18 protein-coding genes are annotated in these 21,704 nt (G+C 69.3%); 12 read left to right on the top strand and 6 right to left on the bottom strand.

Features of this window, described 5'->3' with window-relative positions:
* Window positions 1-3: 3 nt before the first annotated feature.
* Window positions 4-393 carry an MmcQ/YjbR family DNA-binding protein gene (locus tag A5702_RS08935; protein ID WP_068219937.1) on the bottom strand — a complete coding sequence of 130 codons (390 nt, stop codon included), beginning with the start codon at window positions 391-393 and terminating at the stop codon, window positions 4-6.
* 91 nt (window positions 394-484) lie between these two features.
* Between A5702_RS08935 and A5702_RS08930 the strand changes: the two genes are divergently transcribed.
* The 4 genes from A5702_RS08930 (at window position 485) to A5702_RS08915 (ending at window position 4,601) form a co-directional block, all read left to right on the top strand.
* Window positions 485-1,426: a transglutaminase family protein gene (locus tag A5702_RS08930; protein WP_231633863.1), complete on the top strand. Its 942-nt coding sequence runs from the start codon at window positions 485-487 to the stop codon at window positions 1,424-1,426.
* Window positions 1,419-2,474 (top strand): putative zinc-binding metallopeptidase, encoded by a 1,056-nt coding sequence (locus A5702_RS08925; RefSeq protein ID WP_055400956.1) that lies wholly within the window; start codon window positions 1,419-1,421, stop codon window positions 2,472-2,474. The genes A5702_RS08930 and A5702_RS08925 overlap by 8 nt, the downstream gene beginning before the upstream one ends.
* An 8-nt stretch (window positions 2,475-2,482) precedes the next feature.
* Window positions 2,483-3,166 (top strand): DUF6629 family protein, encoded by a 684-nt coding sequence (locus A5702_RS08920; protein ID WP_068219935.1) that lies wholly within the window; start codon window positions 2,483-2,485, stop codon window positions 3,164-3,166.
* A gap of 76 nt (window positions 3,167-3,242) precedes the next feature.
* Window positions 3,243-4,601 (top strand): HNH endonuclease signature motif containing protein, encoded by a 1,359-nt coding sequence (locus A5702_RS08915; protein WP_068219931.1) that lies wholly within the window; start codon window positions 3,243-3,245, stop codon window positions 4,599-4,601.
* A 39-nt stretch (window positions 4,602-4,640) separates the two neighbouring features.
* Here A5702_RS08915 and A5702_RS08910 read toward each other — a convergent pair whose 3' ends face one another.
* A complete protein-coding gene (locus tag A5702_RS08910; RefSeq protein WP_068219929.1) occupies window positions 4,641-5,402 on the bottom strand; it encodes a hypothetical protein in 762 nt (253 codons plus the stop codon).
* Between the two features lie 190 nt (window positions 5,403-5,592).
* Here A5702_RS08910 and A5702_RS08905 point away from each other — a divergent pair, with 190 nt between their 5' ends.
* Window positions 5,593-6,135: a TetR/AcrR family transcriptional regulator gene (locus A5702_RS08905; RefSeq protein ID WP_231965026.1), complete on the top strand. Its 543-nt coding sequence runs from the start codon at window positions 5,593-5,595 to the stop codon at window positions 6,133-6,135.
* 52 nt (window positions 6,136-6,187) lie between these two features.
* On the opposite strand, the gene A5702_RS08900 is transcribed toward A5702_RS08905, so the two are convergent.
* The 3 genes from A5702_RS08900 to A5702_RS08890 all read right to left on the bottom strand — a co-directional run bounded on the left by A5702_RS08900 (window position 6,188) and on the right by A5702_RS08890 (window position 13,328).
* Window positions 6,188-8,869, bottom strand: coding sequence for a circularly permuted type 2 ATP-grasp protein (locus A5702_RS08900; protein ID WP_068219927.1), 2,682 nt, complete (start codon window positions 8,867-8,869; stop codon window positions 6,188-6,190).
* Entirely contained in the window at window positions 8,869-12,201 is a 3,333-nt protein-coding gene (locus tag A5702_RS08895) for a DUF2126 domain-containing protein (RefSeq protein ID WP_068219925.1), read from the bottom strand. Before A5702_RS08895 ends, A5702_RS08900 begins: the two co-directional genes overlap by 1 nt.
* An 89-nt stretch (window positions 12,202-12,290) precedes the next feature.
* Window positions 12,291-13,328: a hypothetical protein gene (locus tag A5702_RS08890; RefSeq protein WP_067820265.1), complete on the bottom strand. Its 1,038-nt coding sequence runs from the start codon at window positions 13,326-13,328 to the stop codon at window positions 12,291-12,293.
* A 92-nt stretch (window positions 13,329-13,420) separates the two neighbouring features.
* Between A5702_RS08890 and A5702_RS08885 the strand changes: the two genes are divergently transcribed.
* Window positions 13,421-14,773, top strand: coding sequence for a replication-associated recombination protein A (locus A5702_RS08885; RefSeq protein WP_067820270.1), 1,353 nt, complete (start codon window positions 13,421-13,423; stop codon window positions 14,771-14,773).
* Entirely contained in the window at window positions 14,770-15,105 is a 336-nt protein-coding gene (locus A5702_RS08880) for a hypothetical protein (protein ID WP_068219922.1), read from the top strand. The genes A5702_RS08885 and A5702_RS08880 overlap by 4 nt, the downstream gene beginning before the upstream one ends.
* A gap of 104 nt (window positions 15,106-15,209) precedes the next feature.
* On the opposite strand, the gene A5702_RS08875 is transcribed toward A5702_RS08880, so the two are convergent.
* On the bottom strand, window positions 15,210-15,833 hold the full coding sequence (locus A5702_RS08875) for a hypothetical protein (protein ID WP_055404772.1): 624 nt from the start codon (window positions 15,831-15,833) through the stop codon (window positions 15,210-15,212).
* A 175-nt stretch (window positions 15,834-16,008) separates the two neighbouring features.
* Here A5702_RS08875 and A5702_RS08870 point away from each other — a divergent pair, with 175 nt between their 5' ends.
* From A5702_RS08870 to A5702_RS08850, 5 genes are all read left to right on the top strand, one after another.
* Entirely contained in the window at window positions 16,009-16,398 is a 390-nt protein-coding gene (locus A5702_RS08870) for a secondary thiamine-phosphate synthase enzyme YjbQ (RefSeq protein WP_197281301.1), read from the top strand.
* Between the two features lie 83 nt (window positions 16,399-16,481).
* A complete protein-coding gene (alaS, locus tag A5702_RS08865; RefSeq protein ID WP_068219919.1) occupies window positions 16,482-19,175 on the top strand; it encodes an alanine--tRNA ligase in 2,694 nt (897 codons plus the stop codon).
* Entirely contained in the window at window positions 19,176-19,685 is a 510-nt protein-coding gene (gene ruvX / locus A5702_RS08860; RefSeq protein ID WP_068219917.1) for a Holliday junction resolvase RuvX, read from the top strand.
* Window positions 19,678-20,919: an endolytic transglycosylase MltG gene (gene mltG, locus A5702_RS08855; protein ID WP_055404776.1), complete on the top strand. Its 1,242-nt coding sequence runs from the start codon at window positions 19,678-19,680 to the stop codon at window positions 20,917-20,919. Before ruvX ends, mltG begins: the two co-directional genes overlap by 8 nt.
* Window positions 20,897-21,703 (top strand): shikimate dehydrogenase, encoded by an 807-nt coding sequence (locus tag A5702_RS08850; protein WP_156349670.1) that lies wholly within the window; start codon window positions 20,897-20,899, stop codon window positions 21,701-21,703. The genes mltG and A5702_RS08850 overlap by 23 nt, the downstream gene beginning before the upstream one ends.
* Window position 21,704: the final 1 nt, after the last annotated feature.

The raw sequence follows: 21,704 nt of genomic DNA, 5'->3' as shown, positions 1-21,704 counted from the left end.
GCTTCAGCGGGAGTCGGCCAGAAACTCCTGGACCAACTTCCGCGGGGCCTGGGTCAGCCAGGCCTCGGTGATCAGCTCCTCGAGGTCGCGGACCGAGATCGCGGACAGCTTGACCAGCACCGCCGGATAGCCGTCGAAATGCGGGGTGGTGAAGTACACGGCCGGCTCGTCGGCGATCAACCCGAACTTGACGCCCTCGTCGGACACCCGCACGCCCAGGATGTCGCCGTCGGGCGGTTCCGACCCGCCGTGCGCCAGCGCCTCGCGCTCGGACGGGCGCAGCGGCCGCTCCCAGGCCAGCAACTTCTTGCCGACCCGCCAGTCATGCGGTGACGGCTCCGAGGTGAGTGCCAGCTCATTCACGATGCGGGCGACGTCGTACCACGTGGCCACAATTCGATTGTGCTCCCGGTTTGGCACGAGTGCCGCTGTATTGGCAAACGGTTTCGCGGCGCGAACGGCGCGCAACCGCCCGGGGTGTGATGTGATCAGGCTTGTGCCTGAAGCTGACGCCGGGGTCGCGCGCCGCCATCGCGTCACCCACCGCACCGAGTACCGGTACTCCGACGTCGTGACCAGCTCCTACGGGCGTGGCTTCCTCACCCCGCGCGACTCGGCACGGCAGCGCTGCATCGCCCACCAGCTGACCATTGACCCCGCGCCCGCCGACGTCTCCACCAGCGTCGACGTGTACGGCAACATCAGCTCGTATTTCCACGTCACCGAGCCGCACCACACCCTGATCGTCACCAGCGACTCCATCGTCGACGCGTATCCGCCCGCACCCGGGCGCTACACCAGCGGCCCGGCGGTTCAGCCGTGGGAGGCCTCCCGGCCGACGGGGGGCAAGGGGGCGCTGGCCGTCGAGTTCACCTTGGACCTGATTCCGCCCGAGATCACCGACGAGATCCGCGAATACGCGGCGCCCAGTTTCGCGCCGGGGCGCCCGCTGGTCGACGTGCTGCGCGACCTCACGTCGCGAATTTTCACCGACTTCACCTACCGCTCGGGGTCCACCACGATTTCCACCGGGGTAAAAGAGGTTCTGGCGGCCCGGGAGGGGGTATGTCAGGACTTTGCACGGCTGGCAATCGCCTGCCTGCGCGCCAACGGTCTTGCAGCCAGCTACGTGTCCGGCTACCTGGCCACCGACCCGCCACCGGGGAAGGATCGAATGATCGGTATTGACGCCACCCACGCCTGGGCGGCGGTGTGGACACCGCAGGAGCCCGGCCAGTACGAATGGCTCGGGCTCGACCCCACCAATGACCAGCTGGTCGACGAGCGCTACATCATCGTCGGACGCGGCCGGGACTACGCCGACGTGCCGCCGCTGCGGGGCATCATCTACACCGATTCCGAACACAGCGTGATCGACGTCGCGGTCGACGTGGTGCCCTTCGAGGGAGATGTGCTTCATGCGTGACTTCAACTGCCCGAACTGCGGCCAGCGCCTGACGTTCGAGAACTCCACCTGCCTGAATTGCGGCAGCGCGCTGGGGTTTTCGCTCGAGCAGATGGCACTGCTGGTGATCGCCGAGGAGAACGCCAGCGAGCACGCCGGTTTCGTGGATGCCGCCGAGTACCAGCTGTGCGCCAATCTGCAACTGGCCGAATGCAATTGGCTGGTGCCCGTCAACAACCCGCGGCTGCTGTGCACGTCCTGCGCGCTGACCACCGTGCGGCCCAACGACGCCGACACCGCCGGCCTGGCCGAGTTCGCCCGCGCCGAGGCGGCCAAGCGGCGGCTGATCGCCGAGCTGCACGAGCTCAAGCTGCCGATCATCGGGCGCGACGAGGATCCTGAACAGGGATTGGCCTTCCACCTGCTGTCCAGCGCGAAGGAGAAGGTGTTCACCGGCCATGACAACGGCGTGATCACCCTGGACCTCGCCGAGGGCGACGATGTGCACCGCGAGCAGCTGCGGGTCGAGATGGAGGAGCCGTACCGCACCCTGCTCGGGCACTTCCGGCACGAGATCGGCCACTATTACTTCTACCGGCTGATCGCCCCGTCCAGCGACTACCTGGCGCGCTTCAACGAGTTGTTCGGCGATCCCGACGCGGACTATCAGGAGGCGCTCGACCGCCATTACAGCGAGGGCGCACCCGAGGGCTGGCAGGAGAACTTCGTGTCCTCCTACGCCACCATGCACGCCGCCGAGGACTGGGCCGAGACGTTCGCCCACTACCTGCACATCCGCGACACCCTGGACACCTCGGCGTGGTGCGGCTTCGCGTCCGCGTCGGCGACGTTCGACCGGCCGGCGTTGGGGCCCAGTGCTTTTCAGACGATCATCGACATGTGGCTGCCGCTGTCGTGGTCGTTGAACATGGTGAACCGGTCGATGGGCCACGATGACCTGTACCCGTTCGTGTTGCCGGTCGCGGTGCTGGAGAAGATGAAGTTCATCTACACCGTGATCGACGAGATGACCTCCGACGCGCGCGGGCCCGCAGCCATCGCGGGTTAGGCTGGGCGATGTGCTTTTCCATCACCGCCGATCTGGTGGTGGGGACCGCCCTCGTGCCGGTCGCGGTGGCGAGCCTGCGCGAGGTGAAGCACTGGCGTGAGGTGCCTTTCGCCTCGCTGCCGGCGGTGTTCTCGGTCCACCAGTTTCTCGAGGCGGCGGTGTGGCCCAATCGCTTTGTCTCCGCCGGAATGGCCGACTTCGCGATGCACGCCTACGTGTTCATCGCGCTGCCCGTGCTTCCTTTACTGCTCCCGCTGGCGATCCTGATGCTCGAGCCGCGCGGCGCGCGGCTACGGGTGGCTCCCTTCGCGTTGCTCGGTGCGGTGGTGTCGGCCTACCTCGCGTTCGTCGTCCTCGCGAAACCGGTCGGGGTGACGAGGTGCCCGCACGTGCTGGAATACCAGACCGCCTCCCGCGACAGTTATCTGTGGGCGGTGCTCTACATCCTCGCCGTCATCGGGCCGGCCCTGATGTCGGGCTATCGCTCCATTGTGGTGTTCGGTTTGGCAAACCTGGTGGGGCTGGTCCTGGTCGCGGTGCTCTACCTGCAGGCGTTCGCGTCGCTATGGTGCATCTACGCCGCCGTGATGTCGGTCCTGGTGCTGGTGCACATGGTGCGCCGGCGCCGAATGCCCGATCCGCACCGATACCGGGGTGTCGGCCCGGACCGGCCGGTGCCCGTTCGTTCTTGAAATCCCTTGTGTCACTTTAGCTTCAACCGTCACAAGTCGGCCATTTTTGTCGGTGGGGGTTTTTAGAGTTTGAGGCATGGACGCCAGTCGTGAGGAGATCGTCGAGGTTTTCGACGCGCTCGACGGCGACGTGGACCGCCTGTGCGCGTTGTCTTTTGACGTGCTCACCACCCCCGAGCGGCTGCGCGCCTTGGAGCGGTTGGAAAGCGCGGCACGCCGGCTGCGCACACCCCGGCACGCGCTGATCAACCAGCTCGATGCGCAGGCCAGTCCCGAAGAGTTGGGTGGCTCGCTGCGTGTGGGGCTGGCCGACCGGTTGCGCATCACCAAGGCCGACGCCGCCCGGCGCATCGAGGAAGCCCGCGACCTCGGGCAGCGCCGGGCGCTGACCGGCGAACCGTTGCCGCCGAAATTGAGCGCGACCGCGGCCGGCCAACGCGCGGGACTGATCGGCGACGCGCACGTCAACGTGATCCGCGGCTTTTTGGCCCACCTGCCGGCCGAGGTCGACGCGTTGACCCGCCAGGCCGCCGAAGCCGATCTGGCCGCCAAGGCCGGCGGGTATCGGCCCGACGAGTTGGCCAAATACGCCCGGCGGGTGATGGACTGGCTGCACCCCGATGGGGATTTCAGCGACGCCGAGCGGGCCCGCAAGCGCGGAATCACATTGGGCAAGCAGGACTTCAACGGTATGTCGCGCCTCAGCGGCCTGGTGACGCCCGAACTGCGGGCCGCGATCGAGGCCATGCTGGCCAAGCTGGCCGCCCCCGGGGCGTGCAATCCCGACGACGAGACCCCGGTGGTCGATGCCACCCCCGATCAGGATGCGGTGCGCCGCGACACCCGCAGCACCGCCCAGCGCAACCATGACGCGTTTGTGGCCGCCCTACGCGGCCTGTTGGCGTCGGGCAATCTGGGTCAGCACAACGGGCTGCCCGTGTCGATCGTGGTGACCACCACCTTGCAGGACCTCGAGGCCGCCGCCGGCAAGGCCCTGACCGCCGGGGGCACGCTGGTGCCCATGTCGGACGTGATCCGCTGGGCCGGCCACGCGCACCACTATCTGGCGATCTTCGACGAAGGCCGGTCGCTGGCCCTGCATCACACCAAACGGTTGGCTTCCCCCGCCCAGCGAATCATGTTGTACGCCAAGGATCGTGGCTGCACGCGGCCGGGATGTGATGCGCCGGCCTACCACAGCCAAGTCCACCACGTCCGCGGCTGGACCACCACCCACCGCACCGACATCGACGACCTCACCCTGGCCTGCGGCCCGGACAACCGGCTCGCCGAAAAGGGCTGGACCACAAGGACCAACGCCCGAGGCGAAACCGAATGGCTACCCCCGGCACACCTGGACCGCGGCCAACCCCGAACCAACAGCTTTCACCATCCCGAGAGATTCCTCCGCGACGCAGACGACGACCCCGTTTGACGCAGGAAGGATTTTGGTTACGGCGACCGGCCATGCGAGCTAAAACTTCACGGCAAGATCCTGGCGAGCCAACCTGCGAACCCCCCAGAAGTAGGTGACGAGTGGCATGGTGCACCACAAGAGGTTCAGAACCACGAACTTGACCCACATCTCGACTGGGCTTGTCATGCTTTGCAGCTTGTTGGCGATCTCCACCCCGAAGTAGACCGCTGGCAGCGTAACCTCCACGATCATCCCGCCCATGATGAAGGAGAGCTGGATGCTGGTGAACCGCTTACCATTCCGGAAGAACTGCAACATGGCATACGCCTCGAAGAGTCCAGTGAAGAAGGCGATCCACTCAAGGACGACGATGAGCGGGTCGCCATTCAGGTACCGTGCGTCCCCTCCGAGCAGGATGGGTGACCACATGTACGTCCAAAGCGCGCCATGCTGCACACCGTCCCTGATCTGATCGAAGAACAAGAGCCACGGCAGTTCCCAGATGAATCGTGGAATCAGGGCGATGAAGACCCAGACGATCACCATTGCACCCAAACGCTCCCACTTCGTGCGGTCACGTTGACCCGGAAGCGGAAGCCACGGGAGCGCAAGAGCTGTCAAGAAACAACCCACGACGAAGACGACCAACGTGGTGGACGCGACCACGTGGGACACCCCGGCATGAAATTCCAGATACCAGAACACGATGTGGATGGCGAAGAAGAACGCCAAAACACCGAAGAGCGACTTTTGCAGCGACGAGAGTCCGCCCTCGGCCGGGTAAACGTGCGTGTTGTCGGCGCTGATCGTCTCAGGCATGAGGGCGGCTTTCGGGGCGAGGCAAGCTGGACCCCGAAAGCATGGCACACGCCATGTTTTAGTCGCAAGGGTGTTGACCTAAGGTGCTGTGAATGAGCCAGCGCGGATCACAGAGATGACTGGGCGCAGACGAACCGCCCCGCGCCGTCCGAGCACCGGGCGACAGGAGCGCGGGGACCGGACCCGCGACTTGCTCATCGACGAGACGGTTCGGTGCATTCGCGAGGAAGGCTTCTCGGCGGCCAGTGCTCGGCACATCATCGAGCGCGCCGGGCTGAGTTGGGGTGTCATTCAACATCACTTCGGGGATCGGGATGGTCTGCTGACCGCGGTGATCGAAGATGCCGTTGACCGTCTCGTCGCCTCGCTGGATGCGTTGGCCGATTCTGAGCAGGTCATGGATACCCAAGACCTGGTGCGGGCGACATGGGACGCATTCGCCAATCCAAAAGCCATGGCAGGGTTGGAGATTCTTATCGCAACCAAGGACTTGCGTGACGGCCTTGATCGGCACCACATGGAGCGTCTCGGCGCCGCCCTAGCGGCGTTGATCACCCGTTTGAATACCGGTGCCAACCGTGAACATGCCGTTGCGTTGGGCCTGTTGCTGTGGACAACGCCGGTAGCGATGATGATCGCCGAGATGTTTGCCACGCCTCCGCTACGCACGGGGGATGCCCAAAAGGCGGTTGCCGATCTGATCGATGCGCATCGCTCAAGCGATCGCCGCTAGGCCTGATCGCGGCGACCCGCTTCGCCCGGCTCCGCCGCGCTCGCGATCGCCGCTAAGCCGGCATCACCCGGCGAACGTCCGGTCCCCACAGCGGCTGCACCGCGGGCAGGGCCAGCTGCGTGGTGGTGATGACGTCGGCCAGTTCGCGCAACTGCGCGTGCACCGAACCGAGCAGATCGGACAGCTCGGCGCGCAGCCCGTCGGCACTGACGGCCTCCAGTTCGCCGGGATGCGAGCGGCGCAGCAGGGTGCTGATCTCGTCCACCAGCCGCTCCGGGCGCGACGACCCCGACGCGCCCGGCAGGTCCTTGAGGTTGGCCCGCAATCGCTCCACCTGATACAGCAACGACCGCGGATTCTGCGCGTCGAACAGCATCAGCTCGGTCACCGCGGCGATGCTGACCTTGCCCACGGTGCGGCGCCGGTAGATGACCGAGGACTCGCACGCCACCAGCGTCGCCTCGATGATCATCTGTTCGGCGGCCGCGCGCCGGACCGCGATCAGCGTTTCCCGCAGCAGCGCCGTCAACCAGAGCCCACGTTCGATGCGCTTGCCGATGTCCATCATCGTCCAGCCCACGTCGCGCACCATTGACTCGCCGGCCACCCCGGCCAGGGTCAGCATCCCGGAGAGCGTCTGCACCTGGGCCGATGCCAGCAGCGCGTCGGCCTCGGCCAGCGAGTCCGGCGGCTCGCGCCGCTGGGCCAGCGCGCGCTCCACCCCGGCCAGCACCATCCAGGTGTCGTTGGACATCTGGTCGCGCACCGCCCTGGCCGCGAGCGCCAGGCCCTCCACCGACTGCACCAGGGACCCGGACCGGTCCGGGTCCACCGTCAAAGACCACAACGTCGAAGGGGCGACGGCGATCATCTCCGCCCCATCAACCGGACCGCCGTCGACCGCGGCGTCGGTCCCGGTGATCCGGCCCAGCGCGGCCAACAGCACCGGCACGCACTCGCTTTCCTCGGTGTGCTGCTGATGCCGGTAGACGTGGAACCTGTCCCGGGTGACCAACAGCAGCCGCGCCATGTTCTCCGCGCGCTCGCCGTACCGGCCGATCCAGAACAGGTCGGACAGCACGCGCGGCGAGCTGACGCCCCAGGTGCCCGCAGCCGTCTTCGCCGGGGGCGGCGGCGCTGGCAGGCTCACGGCCTCGGCCCGCGCGCGCTCCGTCGGACGCACCCAAACATCCTTCGCCGCAACGGTTTCCAGCGTGTATGCGGCCGGCCCGGGCGCCAGCACGTAGCCGACGCCGCCGATCATCGGGGCATACCCACTGCGCTGGGCCACGTTGAACAACCGAATGCCGACGCCGGCCGATGACAGCACCCCGGCGTGGTCCGTGGGCGCCGACGAGAACTGCGGCAGCTCCTGACCGATCCACTGCCATGGCATCCTCTCGATGCGCCCGGCCAACTGCGCCAACTCATAGGACGAAAGGGTGGGCCCGACAAGGGTTTTCCCACCGACGGTTGACTTCACCAGCAGCGATGACAGGTTCGCCAGCAGGTGCGAGCGTTCGGCGTCGATGCCGCCCCAGTAGACCGGCGCCGTCTGCAGCAGCGGGGCCTCGGCGAGCAGATGCTCGGACAGCTGCGGCAGGAACCGCAGCAGCCCAGGGTTTTCCAGGATTCCACTGCCCAGCGTGTTGACCACGGTCACGGTCCCGCGGCGCGACGCCTCCACCAGACCGGCCACCCCGAGCCGGGAGTCGGCGCGCAGATCCAGCGGGTCGGTGTAATCGGCGTCCACCCGGCGCAAAACCACGTCCACTCGTTTCAGCGTGCCCAGCGAGCGCATCCACATCTTGCCGTCGCGCACCACCAGGTCCGCGCTCTCCACCAACGGGAAGCCCAGCAGCGTCGCCAGATACGCCTGATCGAAGGCGGTTTCGGAGAAGATGCCCGGGCTGAGCACCACCACCACCGGATCCTGCGCGTCGTCGGGCGCGGCGTCGATCAGCGCCAGGCGCAACGCCTGGGCGAACGGCGTCGTCGGGCGCGGGGCGATCCTCTCGTACAGGTCCGGAATCGAGTGCGCGACCACGCGCCGGTCGGCCAGCGCGTAACCGGCGCCCGACGGCGCCTGCGTCCAGTCGGCGTTCACCCGGAAGGTGCCGTCGGGCAGCCGGCTGACGTCGCAGGCGTGCAGGAAAAGCTGGTGATGCCCGGGCACTTCGATGCCGTTGGCGGCACGCACGTAACCGGGATGGGCGAACAGCAGCTCCGGCGGCAGCACGCCTTCGATGAGCAGGCTGCGCGGCCCGTACAAGTCGGCGAGCACGGCGTCGAGCAGCCGCGACCGCTGCACCAGCCCGGCCTCCAGCGCCTCCCATTCCGCGGCGGACAGCACGATCGGCAGGGTGTCCAGGATCCACGGCCGCGGCTCGAGCCCGTGCCCGCCGGGTTCGACGTCGGTGTAGGTGATGCCGTCGCTGTCGATCAGGCTGCGCACCACCGAGCGGAGCCGGTCCAGCCCCGGCCGGCCCCGTTCGGCGATGGTGTCGGCCAGCTCGGACCAGGCCGGCCGCACGTTGCCGTCCTGGTCGACGAATTCGTCGTAGCCGGCCGCCGGCCCGTGCCGAAGATCGAAGAGCGCCTCTTGGGCGCGCGCGGCCCGGTAGCCGGCCAGCAGGCGGTCGGCGTCGTAGCGGTCCTCGTAGCGGTCTTCGTGACGGCCACCAGCAGCCGCCGCGGGTGCGCCGGTGCCGAATGTCATGTCCGCAAACGCCATTACCGCGAAACGGTACGCACGCGACGCAGGTCGAGGATGCCCGGCGCGCCGATGTCGGTGAAGATGCGCGCCTGTTTTTCCCGGATGTCGGACAGGTCGAGCTTGCCGGGGGTGAAGCCGGTGGCCTCGAAGCGGCGGGCGCGGCGCGCCTCGGCCTCGACCGCGTTGACGGGCGGCTCGTCGTAGGCCCGCCCGCCGGGATGCGCGACGTGATAGGTGCAGCCGCCGCGCGAGGTGCCCGTCGTCAGGTCGACAAGCTCGAACTGCAGCGGCACGTCGGTGCTGATCGTCGGGTGCAGCGCGCTCGGCGGCTGCCAGGCCTTGAACCGCACCCCGCCCACGTGGATGTCGGGGTTGTCGGTCGCCAGCAGCGGCACCGGGTAGCCGTTGACCAACACCACGTAGCGGTGCCGGTCGGCGCCGATGATGCGGATCTGGATGCGCTCGACCGACGAGTCGACGTAGCGGGCGGTGCCGGTGGCGGTGGCCTCCTCGCCGAGGGTGTTCCACGGCTCGATCGCCCCGCGCAGCTCGATCTCCACGCCGTCGAACACCGCGGTGCCGATGCGCGGGAAGCGGAATTCGGTGAAGGGATCCAGCCAGCTGGTCTCGAACGCGATGCCGTGCGCGCGCAGGTCGGCGGCGACGTCAGCGATGTCGTGAATGAGGAAGTGCGGCAACAGGTATCGGCCATGCAGATTGGCGCCGTGCCGGATCAGCGGGGCGCGCAGCGGCTCGTCCCAGAACCACGCCACCAGCGAGCGCACCAGCAGCGACTGCACCATCGCCATGCGCAGGTGCGGCGGCATCTCGAACCCGCGCAGCTCCAGCAGGCCGAGCCGGCCGCGGGGGCTGTCGGGGCTGTACAGCTTGTCGATGCAGAACTCGGCGCGGTGGGTGTTGCCGGTGATGTCGGTCAGCAGGTGGCGCAGCGCCCGGTCGATCATCCAGGGCCGGGGGGCGTTGCCGCCGAAAGGACCGGCCAGCCGGGCGATCTCGGCGAACGCGATCTCGAGTTCGTAGAGCGCCTCGGCGCGGCCTTCGTCGACCCGGGGGGCCTGCGAGGTGGTGCCGACGAACCGGCCGGCGAACAGATACGACAGCGACGGGTGCCGCTGCCAGTACGTCAACAGCGAGACCAACAGGTCCGGCCGCCGCAGCAGCGGCGAGTCCGCGGGCGTGACGCCGCCCAGGGTGATGTGGTTGCCGCCACCCGTGCCGCCGTGGGTGCCGTCGACGTCGAAGGACTCGGTGGAAAGCCGCGCCAATCGCGCCTGCTCGTAAAGGGTTTCGAGCTGCTGGCGCTGCTCGGCGAAGCTGGCGCTGGGCGCGACGTTGACCTCGATGACGCCGGGGTCGGGGGTGATGGTGGTCGAGCGCAGCCGCGGGTCCGGCGGCGGGTCGTAGCCCTCGATCACCACCGGGCAGTCGGCCTTGGCCGCGGCCGCCTCGACACGGGCGATGAGATCGACGAAGTGATCCAGCGCCTCGCTGGGCGGCATGAAAATGTAGAGCAGCCCGTCGCGAACCTCGGCGACCATCGCGGTGGGCGGCGCCGAGTCGGGGTCCTCCACCACCGCCGCGTCCGACTCGGTCGACAACGTGTCCCCGGCGGTCTGGGGATCGGCGTCGAACGTCGGCCGCGGCGGCCGCCAGCTGATGGAATCCAGCGGCAGCCGCAGCCCCGCCGGAGAATCGCCGTGCAGCAACACGATTCGGCCGCGGCGCAGCCGCCAGTCGGCGCTGGCCCAGCCCAGGCCGTCATCGCGGCGGTGCAGGGGTAACACGAAAGCCGCTGGGGCCGTGACGGATTCGTCGAGTCGTGCCAGCAGGGCGGCGCGGTCGGCGGGGGAGTCGCGGTCGAGATCGTCGGCCGGATGTACCGGCTCACCCTCGGGCTGGCGCACCTTGTCCGCCAGCCGGTGCAGCGGGTCCTCGTAGGCGGCCCGCACCTGGGTTAGCGGCAGTCCCAGACCGTCGGCGACCCCGGCGAGCACCTGATACGCCGCCTCCTCGTCGACGGGGGCCGGCCGGTCGCCCCAGGGGTCGGCCAGCAGCGCGTCGTCGGTCCACAGCGGTCGCCCGTCGGTGCGCCAGTACAACGCAATCTGCCAGCGCGGCAACGGTTCTCCCGGATACCAGCGGCCCTGTCCGCGCTGAATCAACCCGTCCGGCGCCCACGCCTGTTTCAGGCGCGCCGCCAGGTCGGAGGCGCGCTGGCGCTTGTGCGGGCCGTCGGCCGCCGTGGTCCACTCCTCGGCCACCTGATTGTCGACGGAGACGAAGGTCGGCTCACCGCCGATGGTCAGCCGCACGTCGGCGGCGGCCAGTCGCTCGTCGACGCGCTGCCCGACCTCACAGATCGTTTCCCAGGCGGCGTCGGTGTAGGGCAGGGTGACGCGGGGGTCCTCGTGGATGCGGGTGACGGTGTTGGAGAACTCCAGCACCGATTCGCACGGTTCGGTGCCGCCGCTGATCGGCGCCGCGGACGCCGGGTGTGGGGTGGCCGCCAACGGGATGTGGCCCTCGCCGGCGAACAAACCCGAGGTCGGGTCCAACCCGATCCACCCCGCGCCGGGGATGTACACCTCGGTCCAGGCGTGCAGGTCGGTGAAGTCGGCGGCGGGCCCCGACGGCCCGTCGAGCGCCTCCACGTCGGAGGCCAGCTGCACCAGATACCCGGAGACGAAGCGCGCGGCCAGCCCCAGCTGGCGCAGGATCGACACCAACAACCACGCCGAATCGCGGCACGAGCCGACCCCGGTGCGCAGCGTGTGGTCCGGCGTCTGGACGCCGGGCTCCATCCGCACGCTGTAGGCGACGTCGGCGTTGACGGCGTGGTTGAGGGCGACCAGCAGGTCGATGGTGCGCGTGCCCTCGCCCACCGAGAAGTTCTCCACCCACGCCCGCGTGAGCTTGCCCGGGCCCGACCCGTCGCCCTCTTCGTCGATCGGCCGCAGGTAGGGCTCGAGGTCGGCGGCCAGCTCCTTGGGGTAGATCAGCCCGGCCCGTCCATTGGAGGGGGCCCAGATCTCGGCCCAGTCCTCGATGAAGAAGTCGAACGGGTTGATCACCTTGAGGTCGGCGATCAAGCCGACCGTAATGGTCAGACGCCGGGTCGGATTCGGAAACACAAGGCGCGCAAGGAAATTGCCGACGGCGTCCTGTTGCCAGTTGATGAAGTGCTCCTCGGGCTCGATGCGCAGCGAGTACGCCTCGAGCGGCGTGCGGCAGTGGGGCGCCGGGCGCAGCCGCACGACGTGCGGATACACCCGGACCGCCCGGTCAAAGGTGTAGCTGGTGCGGTGCTCCAGCGCGACTTTGATGCTCATAACAAGGTGATCTCATCACAAGCGGCACAAGGCCGCAGCGCACCGCAGCCAGCGCTTACCGCGCTGTAACTTCGGACGCTGACCGGCGCTTATGCCGGCTGCGGCCCCGGCGGCGGGCCCGGTTGGTACCCGGGCTGCTGCGGCGAGACGACCTGGCCGCCCGTCAACTTGCGGTAGGCGTAGGTCAGGATGAGCCCGTCGAGCGGGGCGGTGACCAGCAGGCCGAGGCCGCACGTCACGACGCCGGCCAGGATCAACGCAAACACCACGAGCCACACCAGCAGCGCGTTGGCGAAGTTCGACCCCACCAGCGAGAAGCTGGAGGTGAAGCCGCCGATGGCCGACTCGGAGCGATCGACCACGAACAGGATGGTGAACTGCACGAAAAGGCTCAGCACCAGACCCGGAACGAAGCACAGGGAATAGCCGATCGATGTGAGCACGCCGATGATCAGCGCAGCCAGAAACGCCATTCCCAGATTGCGCGGCTTGAAGAACGAGCCGATGGTCACGGGGCGCCCATCGGCGAGATCCAGGCAGCCGGACAGGAAGCCGGCCTGGGCGAAGGCCGTCACGAGGTAGGTCAGCAGCGTGCCGAGGATGAACACGCCCAGCCCGGGCCCGGTGAGGTTCGTCGTGAAGTAGAAGCCGTAGTTGTCGGTGGTCGTCGTGCCCGGCGACATGTTCTGGCCCGCGAAGCTCACCCCGGAGGCCACCGCGAACAGCAGGCCATAGACGAGCGCCGGCACGATCAGCGTCAGGGCGTTCTTGGTGAAGGTGTTCCAGGCCCAGCTGACGGCCTCGCCGATGCTGAACGCGGGCGTGGTCGGCGCCCCGTAGCCCGGCTGGGGGTAGCCACCGTAGCCGGGCGGGGGCGGCGGCGTGCCGTAGCTCGGCGGTGCGCCGTAGCCGGGGGGTGTGCCGTAGCCAGGCGGCGGTGTGCCGTAGCCGGGCGGCGGTGTGCCGTAGCCGGGCGCCTGCGGTGGCGGTGCGCCATATCCGGACGGCGGTGCGCCATATCCGGACGGCGGTGCGCCGTAACCGGGGGGCGGTGGATAGCCCGGGGGATTCTGCTCGCTCCCGTGGGGATCGGCCGGGGTGCCTGGATATTCGGGAGGCTGGCTCATGTCCGTCCTAGCTGTTGACTCAACCTGTGGGCACGCGCACACGGGAACTTAGCAAAGATGAGTCCTCAGTGCCCGGCTTCGCCTGTCGTGGTATGCCTGAAGCCGTGTCCGACGGTCTTTTTGACCTGCCCGGCGCGGCGCCGGCGAGTGACCACGGCCTGGGCGTGTCGGCCGGCGCGCCCCTGGCGGTGCGCATGCGGCCGGCCTCGCTGGACGAGGTGGTCGGGCAGGACCACCTGCTGGCGTCCGGATCGCCGCTGCGCCGCCTGGTCGAGGGCTCGGGCGTGGCGTCGGCCATCCTCTACGGCCCGCCCGGCAGCGGCAAGACCACGCTGGCCGCGCTGATCTCCCAGGCGACCGGCCGCCGGTTCGAGGCGCTGTCGGCGCTGTCGGCCGGGGTCAAGGACGTGCGCGCGGTCATCGAAAACGCGCGGAAGGCGCTCCTGCGCGGCGAGCAGACGGTGCTGTTCATCGACGAGGTGCACCGGTTCTCCAAGACCCAGCAGGACGCCCTGCTGTCGGCCGTGGAGAACCGGGTGGTGCTGCTGGTGGCGGCGACCACCGAGAACCCGTCGTTTTCGGTGGTGGCGCCGCTGTTGTCCCGGTCGCTGATCCTGCAGCTGCGGCCGCTGGGCGCCGACGACATCCGCACCGTGGTGCAGCGCGCGATCGACGATCCCCGCGGCTTGGGCGGCGGGGTCGCGGTGACGCCGGACGCCGTCGAGCTGCTGGTGCGACTGGCCGCCGGCGACGCGCGGCGGGCGCTGACCGCATTGGAGGTGGCCTCCGAGGCGACCGATTCCGTGGGCGTCGAGACCATCGAGCAGTCGCTGGACAAGGCCGCGGTGCGCTACGACCGCGACGGCGACCAGCACTACGACGTCATCAGCGCGTTCATCAAGTCGGTGCGCGGCTCCGACGTCGACGCGGCGCTGCACTACCTGGCCCGCATGCTCGTCGCCGGGGAGGACCCCCGGTTCGTCGCGCGCCGGCTGATGATCCTGGCCAGCGAGGACATCGGCATGGCCGACCCGAGCGCGCTGCAGGTCGCGGTGGCGGCCGCGCAGACGGTGGCGCTCATCGGCATGCCCGAGGCGCAGTTGACGCTGGCGCACGCGACCATCCACCTGGCCACCGCGCCCAAGTCGAACTCCGTCACCACCGCGCTGGCCGCGGCCATGGACGACATCAAGGCGGGCAAGGCGGGCCTGGTGCCGCCCCACCTGCGCGACGGGCACTACTCCGGCGCGGCCGCGCTGGGCCACGCCCAGGGCTACCGGTATTCCCACGACCAGCCGGATGGCGTTGCGGCGCAACAATATCCACCCGACGAGCTGGTGGGCACCGACTACTACCGGCCGACCGGTCGCGGCGCCGAGCGGGAGCTGGCCGGGCGGCTGGAACGGCTGCGCGCGATCATCCGCGGGAAGCGAGGACGGGCATGAAGACCTTCACCGACGAGGAGATGGGCCGGCTGCTGGCCACCACCAAGGAATACAGCGTCGTCATCCTCAAGCGCGGCCCCAGGTTCGGCGACGAGTCGTCGCCGGGGCTCATCTGGGAGCACGGGCGGCGCAACTTCGGCCTGCGCGACGACGGCGTCCTGGCGGTGGTGCTGCCCGTCGCCGACGAGTCCGACGTGTGCGGCATCGGGGTGTTCGCCGCCACGGTCGACGACACCGCCGCGATCATGGCCGACGACCCCGGCGTCGCCGCGGGCGTGTTCACCTATCAGGTGCACCCGTGCCGGGGATTCCCGGGCGACGCGCTGCCCTGAACGCGCCGCCCTGAGCGCGCCGAGCGTCACGCCAGCGTGGCGTTGAGCCGCCGCCGCCACGCTGGCGTGACGCTCGCGAGCGCGCGAGCGACGTGAGCGCGCCGCTAGACCAGCTCGGGCACCCGCAGGTGGGCGATCGCCAGCTCGAACTCGGCGACGTCGATCACCTCGGCGCCCAGCTCCCGGACGCGCCTGCTGCGCAACTCGCTCGCCCGGTCGCTGTTGCGGGCCATCGCGTCCATCGAGTCGAACGTGGAGCAGGCCACCGCCCGCCGGCACGCGGGGTGGTCGACCAGCAGGCTGGCGCTGCAGAACCCGTCGAGTTCCTCGAGCTCGGGCAGCACCGAGGAGCGATAGAAGTCCAGCGACCGGTTGAGCTGATCCGGCACCACCTTGAGCCAGGTGGCCCGCACGCACGCCCCCTGACGGGACGGGTGGTCGCGGTGCAGCAAAGCGATGTCCCACTCCTCGACGCGGGCGCTGCCGTCGAACATCAGAGCGGCCCGGTCACGGATCGGGGCGACCCGTTCGGCGCTGGCCCGCATGGCCTCGATGCCGTCCCACGAGCTGGTGGCGATGCAGGTTCCGGACTGCCGGTCGACCAACAGTGACAGCCCGACGCACCCGTCGATCTCGGTGAGGGCCGGCATCACGACATCGCGCATATGCGCGATTCCGATGTCCACCGACAAGGGTTGCGCCTGAATGGTGGTAGAGCGTGCGTACACGGCCGACCCTCCTCTGTCGAGGGCAGCGCCCCGGTGGCGCCACCGGTCTCACCAGTTACCTTCCTCCTGCGCGCCGCACGCCGCAATGCCCGGATGTGGCGGCGCTCACAAACGATTGCCCGGCCTTGAGCGGCCCCCGCGGGTGCGCCGTAGGCTGGTCGGGATGCATACCGACGTGCTGGACGTGGACACCTCGCGCCGCCGCATCGTCGATCTGACCGAGGCGGTGCGGGGCTTCTGCTGGTCGCGGGGCGATGGGCTGTGCAACGTTTTCGTCCCGCACGCGACGGCGGGCGTCGCCATCATCGAGACCGGCGCCGGTTCCGACGACGACCTGATCGAAACGCTGGAACGGCTGCTGCCGCGCGACGACCGATACCGGCACTCGCACGGCTCCCCGGGGCACGGCGCCGACCACGTGATGCCGGCGCTGGTCGCGCCCTCGGTGACGGTGCCGGTCTCCGGCGGCGAGCCGATGCTGGGCACCTGGCAAAGCATCGTGCTGGTCGACCTGAACCGCGACAACGCGCAGCGCTCGGTGCGGCTGAGCTTTGTGGAGGGCTAGCGGTCCGATAGCCCGGCCACGCCAGCGAATAGGCTGGAACAATCCTCCACGCAACCAGGCCACAGGAAGAAGCGGATTCAACAGTGCAGACACACGAGATCAGGAAGAGGTTTCTTGATCACTTCGTGAAGGCGGGCCACACCGAGGTGCCGAGCGCCTCGGTGATCCTCGACGACCCCAATCTGCTGTTCGTCAACGCCGGCATGGTCCAATTCGTGCCCTACTTCCTGGGGGCGCGCACGCCGCCGTACCCAACGGCCACCAGCATCCAAAAGTGCATCCGCACGCCGGACATCGACGAGGTGGGCATCACCACCCGGCACAACACCTTCTTCCAGATGGCCGGCAACTTCTCGTTCGGCGATTACTTCAAGCGGCGCGCCATCGAGCTGGCGTGGACGCTGCTGACCAACGCCGTGTCCGAGGGCGGCTACGGGCTGGATCCCGAAAGAATCTGGACGACGGTCTATTTCGACGACGACGAGGCCGTGCAGCTGTGGCAGGAGATCGCCGGGCTGCCGGTCGAGCGGATCCAGCGCCGCGGCATGGAGGACAACTACTGGTCCATGGGGATCCCCGGGCCGTGTGGCCCGTCGTCGGAGATCTACTACGACCGCGGGGAGGAGTTCGGGGTCGGCGGCGGCCCGGTGGCCAACGAGGACCGCTTCATCGAGATCTGGAACCTCGTGTTCATGCAGAACGAACGCGGCGAGGGCACCGGCAAGACCGACTTCGAGATCCTGGGGCCGTTGCCCCGCAAGAACATTGACACCGGCATGGGCGTCGAGCGGGTCGCGTTCATCCTGCAGGGCGTGCACAACGTCTACGAGACCGACCTGCTGCGGCCCGTTATCGACACGGTGGCCGCCCGGGCGCCCCGCGGCTACGACGTCGGCGACCACGAAGACGATGTGCGCTACCGCGTGATCGCCGACCACAGCCGCACCGCGGCGATCCTGATCGGCGACGGCGTCACCCCCGGCAACGACGGCCGCGGATACGTGTTGCGCCGGTTGCTGCGCCGGGTGATCCGGTCGGCCAAGCTGCTCGACATCGAGGGCCCCATCGTCGGCGACCTGATGAGCACCGTGCGCGACGCGATGGGGCCGTCGTACCCCGAACTGGTCGACGATTTCGACCGGATCAGGCGCATCGCCGTCGCCGAGGAGACCGCCTTCAACCGCACCCTGGTGGCCGGATCCAAGCTGTTCGACGAGGTGGCCGGCACCACCAAAGCGGCTGGGGCGAAATCAATCTCGGGCTCCGACGCCTTCACGCTGCACGACACGTACGGCTTCCCGATCGAACTGACCCTGGAGATGGCCGCCGAGGCCGGCCTGCAGGTCGACGAGATCGGCTTCCGGGAACTGATGGCCGAACAACGCCGCCGCGCCAAGGCGGACGCCGCGGCCCGCAAGCACGCGCACGCCGACCTGAGCGCCTACCGGGAACTGGTCGACGCCGGGCCCACCGAATTCACCGGTTTCGACGAATTGTCCTCCGAGGCAAGGATTCTCGGCATCTTTGTCGACGGCAAGCGGGTGCCGGTGGTTGCCCACGGCACCGACGGGGCCCAACAGGTCGAGCTGGTGCTGGACCGCACCCCGCTCTACGCCGAGTCCGGCGGCCAGATCGCCGACGAGGGCACGATCAGCGGGACGGGCACCGGCGAGAGCGCCCGCGCGGCGGTCACCGACGTGCAGAAGATCGCCAAAACCCTGTGGGTGCACCGGGTCAACGTCGAATCCGGCGAATTCGTCGAGGGAGACACCGTAGTGGCCGCGGTCGACCCGGATTGGCGCCGCGGCGCCACCCAGGGGCACTCGGGCACCCACATGGTGCACGCCGCGCTGCGACAGGTGCTGGGGCCCAACGCCGTTCAGGCGGGATCGTTGAACCGCCCCGGCTACCTGCGTTTCGACTTCAACTGGCAGGGCGCGCTGTCCGACGAGCAGCGCACCCAGGTCGAGGAGGTCACCAACCAGGCCGTGCAGGCCGACTTCGAGGTGCACACGTTCACCGAGCAGCTGGAGAAGGCCAAGGCGATGGGCGCCATGGCGATGTTCGGCGAGGCCTACCCCGACCGGGTGCGGGTGGTGGAGATCGGCGGGCCGTTCTCGCTGGAGCTGTGCGGAGGAACGCACGTGCACAACTCGGCCCAGATCGGGCCGGTGACCATCCTGGGCGAATCGTCGGTCGGTTCCGGGGTCCGCCGGGTGGAGGCCTACGTCGGGCTGGACTCGTTCCGCCACCTGGCCAAGGAGCGCGCGCTGATGGCCGGGCTGGCGTCGTCGCTGAAGGTGCCGTCCGAAGAGGTGCCGGCGCGGGTGGCCGGCCTGGTGGAGCGGCTCAAGGCCGCCGAGAAGGAACTCGAACGCGTGCGGCTGGCCGGCGCGCGGGCCGCCGCGACCAACGCCGCGGCCGGCGCGGAGCGGATCGGTAACGTCCGTGTGGTGGCGCAACGCATGTCGGCGGGGATGACGGCCGGTGACCTGCGTTCCCTGGTAGGCGACATTCGCGGCAAGTTGGGCAGCGAGCCCGCCGTGGTGGCGCTGATCGCGGAGGGGGAGGGCGGCAGCGTGCCGTACGCGGTCGCCGCGAATCCGGCCGCCCAAGACCTGGGGATCCGCGCCAACGACCTGATCAAGCAGCTGGCCGCGACCGTGGACGGCCGCGGCGGCGGCAAGCCCGACCTTGCGCAGGGTTCGGGCAAGGATCCGAGCCGCATCGACGCGGCGCTCGAGGCGATCCGCTCCGAGATAGCGCGGGTTGGTTGAGTGGTCCCCGCCCAGCATCGCGCGCCCGACCGGCCCGGCGACCCCGATCAGGATCCCGGCCGGGGACGCCGGATCGGCATCGACGTCGGCAGCGTGCGCATCGGCGTGGCCTGCAGCGACCCCGACGGCATCCTGGCGACCCCGGTCGAGACCGTGCGCCGCGACCGCTCCGGCAAACACGTGCGGCGGCTCGCCGAGCTGGTCGCTGAGCTCGGGGCCGTCGAGGTGGTCGTCGGGTTGCCGCGGACGCTGGCCGACCGGACCGGGCCGTCGGCGATCGACGCGATCGGGTTGGCCGACGAGCTCTCCCAGCGGATCGCCCCCACGCCGGTGCGGCTGGCCGACGAGCGCCTGACCACGGTCAGCGCGCAGCGATCGCTGCGCGCCGCGGGCGTCCGCGCCCGGGAACAGCGGGCGGTGATCGACCAGGCGGCCGCCGTCGCCATCCTGCAGAGCTGGCTCGACCAACGCCGCGCCACCCTGACCGCGGGGGAGCCGGCCGATGGTTGACAGCGCGCGGCGGGAACGCGCCGAGCCCGAGGCCGTCGGCCCATCGCGAAAGCGCAGCCGCGTGGCGCGCAATCAGGCCGAGCGGGGCCGTCGCCGCCGGCGGTTCGCCGGCAAGATCGTGCTCGCGATCGTCGCCGTCGTCGTGCTGGTCGGGGTCTTCGTCGGGGCCAAGCTGTGGCATACGGTCTTCGGGGCCGGCGACGACTACACCGGAAACGGCAAGCGCGACATCGTGATTCAGATCAAGGACGGCGACTCGACCACCATGGTGGGGGAGACGCTGCAGCACGAACAGGTGATCAAGACGGTCCGCGCATTCGTCAACGCCGCGCACGGCAACAGCAAGATCTCCTCGATCCAGCCCGGCTTCTACCGGATGCGCACCGAGATCCCGGCGACCGATGCCGTCGCGCGGCTGGCCGACCCGAACAGCCGCGTTGGCCGGCTGGTCATCCCGGAGGGCCGCCAGCTCGACGACACCACCGACATGAAGACCAACGTGGTGACCCCGGGGATCCTCACGCTGATCTCCCGCGCCACCTGCGTGACCCTCGACGGCAACCAGCACTGCGTCGCGGTGGAGGAGCTGCGGGCGGCGGCCACCAACGCCACGCCCGCGGCGCTGGCCGTCCCGCCCTGGGCCGTCGAACCGTTCACCGAGCTGGGCAAGGACCACCGCCGGATCGAGGGGCTGATCGCGCCCGGAACCTTCAACGTCGACCCCTCCGCGCCGGCCGAGACCATCCTGTCGGGCCTGATCAGCGCCGGCGCGGTCGAATACGTGAAGTCCGGGTTGGTGGACACCGCCCAGGCCATGGGCCTGTCGCCCTACGACATCCTGGTGGTGGCCTCGCTGGTGGAGCAGGAATCCAAGTCGCAGGACTTCGCGAAGGTCGCCCAGGTCATCTACAACCGCCTGCACGCGCACCACACGCTGGAATTCGACTCGACGGTCAACTACCCACTGGATCGCCGGGAGGTGGCCACCACCGACGCCGACCGGGCCCAGAAGACGCCGTGGAACACCTACGTGTCGCAGGGGCTGCCCGCGACGGCGATCTGTTCGCCCGGCGTCGACGCGCTGCGCGCCGCCGAGCACCCCGAGCCCGGTGACTGGCTGTACTTCGTCACCATCGACGCCCAGGGGACGACGCTGTTCACCAAGGATTATCAGCAGCATCTGGCCAACATCGAGCTGGCTAAGCGCAACGGTGTCCTCGACAGCACGCGCTAGAAGGGCGGCCGTCCTCGGCAAGCCGATCGCCCACTCGAAATCCCCGCAACTGCATCTGGCGGCCTACCGGGCGCTGGGCCTGGACGACTGGACCTACGAGCGCATCGAATGCGACGCCGAGCAGCTGCCCGGCCTGGTCGGCGGGTTCGGGCCCGAGTGGGTCGGGGTATCGGTGACCATGCCGGGCAAGTTCGCCGCGCTGCGGTTCGCCGACGAGCGCACCGAGCGCGCGGATCGGGTGGGGTCGGCCAACACCCTGGTCCGCACGCCCTCGGGGTGGCGGGCCGACAACACCGACATCGACGGGGTGAGCGGGGCGCTCGGGTCGGCCTCGGGACGCGCGCTGGTATGTGGATCGGGCGGCACCGCGCCGGCGGCCATCCTGGGGCTGGCCCAACTGGGCGTCAGCGACATCGCCGTCGTCGCGCGCGACCCCGACAAGGCGGCCCGGCTGGTGGAGCTCGGCGCGGGCGCCGGGGTGCCGACGCGGTTCGTGGCCCTGGACAGCGACGAGCTGGCCGGCGCGGTGCGCGGGGCGCAGGTGCTGGTCAGCACCATCCCCGCGGGCGTTGCGGCGCGCTACGCGGACACTTTCGCGCCCATCCCGGTGCTGCTCGACGCCGTCTACGACCCCTGGCCCACGCCGCTGGCCGCCGCGGTCGCCGCGGCCGGCGGCCGGGTGATCGGCGGCCTGCAGATGTTGCTGCACCAGGCCTTCACCCAGGTCGAGCTATTCACAGGGCTGCCCGCGCCGCGAGAGGCCATGGCCGCCGCCCTGCGTTAGC

The sequence above is a fragment of the Mycobacterium sp. E3339 genome, from assembly GCF_001666915.1.
GTDB lineage: Bacteria > Actinomycetota > Actinomycetes > Mycobacteriales > Mycobacteriaceae > Mycobacterium.
The sequence above is the reverse complement of the archived record's forward strand: the minus strand, read 5'-3'. Positions and strand labels throughout refer to the sequence as shown.

Excerpts from the sequence above, each read along its gene's own strand:
- mltG (WP_055404776.1), top strand. The coding sequence starts at position 19,678 with ATGGTTGACAGCGCGCGGCGGGAACGCGCCGAGCCCGAGGCCGTCGGC.
- A5702_RS08900 (WP_068219927.1), bottom strand. The coding sequence starts at position 8,869 with ATGGCGTTTGCGGACATGACATTCGGCACCGGCGCACCCGCGGCGGCT.
- A5702_RS08895 (WP_068219925.1), bottom strand. The coding sequence starts at position 12,201 with ATGAGCATCAAAGTCGCGCTGGAGCACCGCACCAGCTACACCTTTGAC.
- A5702_RS08910 (WP_068219929.1), bottom strand. The coding sequence starts at position 5,402 with ATGCCTGAGACGATCAGCGCCGACAACACGCACGTTTACCCGGCCGAG.
- A5702_RS08890 (WP_067820265.1), bottom strand. The coding sequence starts at position 13,328 with ATGAGCCAGCCTCCCGAATATCCAGGCACCCCGGCCGATCCCCACGGG.
- A5702_RS08885 (WP_067820270.1), top strand. The coding sequence starts at position 13,421 with ATGCCTGAAGCCGTGTCCGACGGTCTTTTTGACCTGCCCGGCGCGGCG.
- A5702_RS08920 (WP_068219935.1), top strand. The coding sequence starts at position 2,483 with ATGTGCTTTTCCATCACCGCCGATCTGGTGGTGGGGACCGCCCTCGTG.
- A5702_RS08880 (WP_068219922.1), top strand. The coding sequence starts at position 14,770 with ATGAAGACCTTCACCGACGAGGAGATGGGCCGGCTGCTGGCCACCACC.
- A5702_RS08925 (WP_055400956.1), top strand. The coding sequence starts at position 1,419 with ATGCGTGACTTCAACTGCCCGAACTGCGGCCAGCGCCTGACGTTCGAG.
- A5702_RS08915 (WP_068219931.1), top strand. The coding sequence starts at position 3,243 with ATGGACGCCAGTCGTGAGGAGATCGTCGAGGTTTTCGACGCGCTCGAC.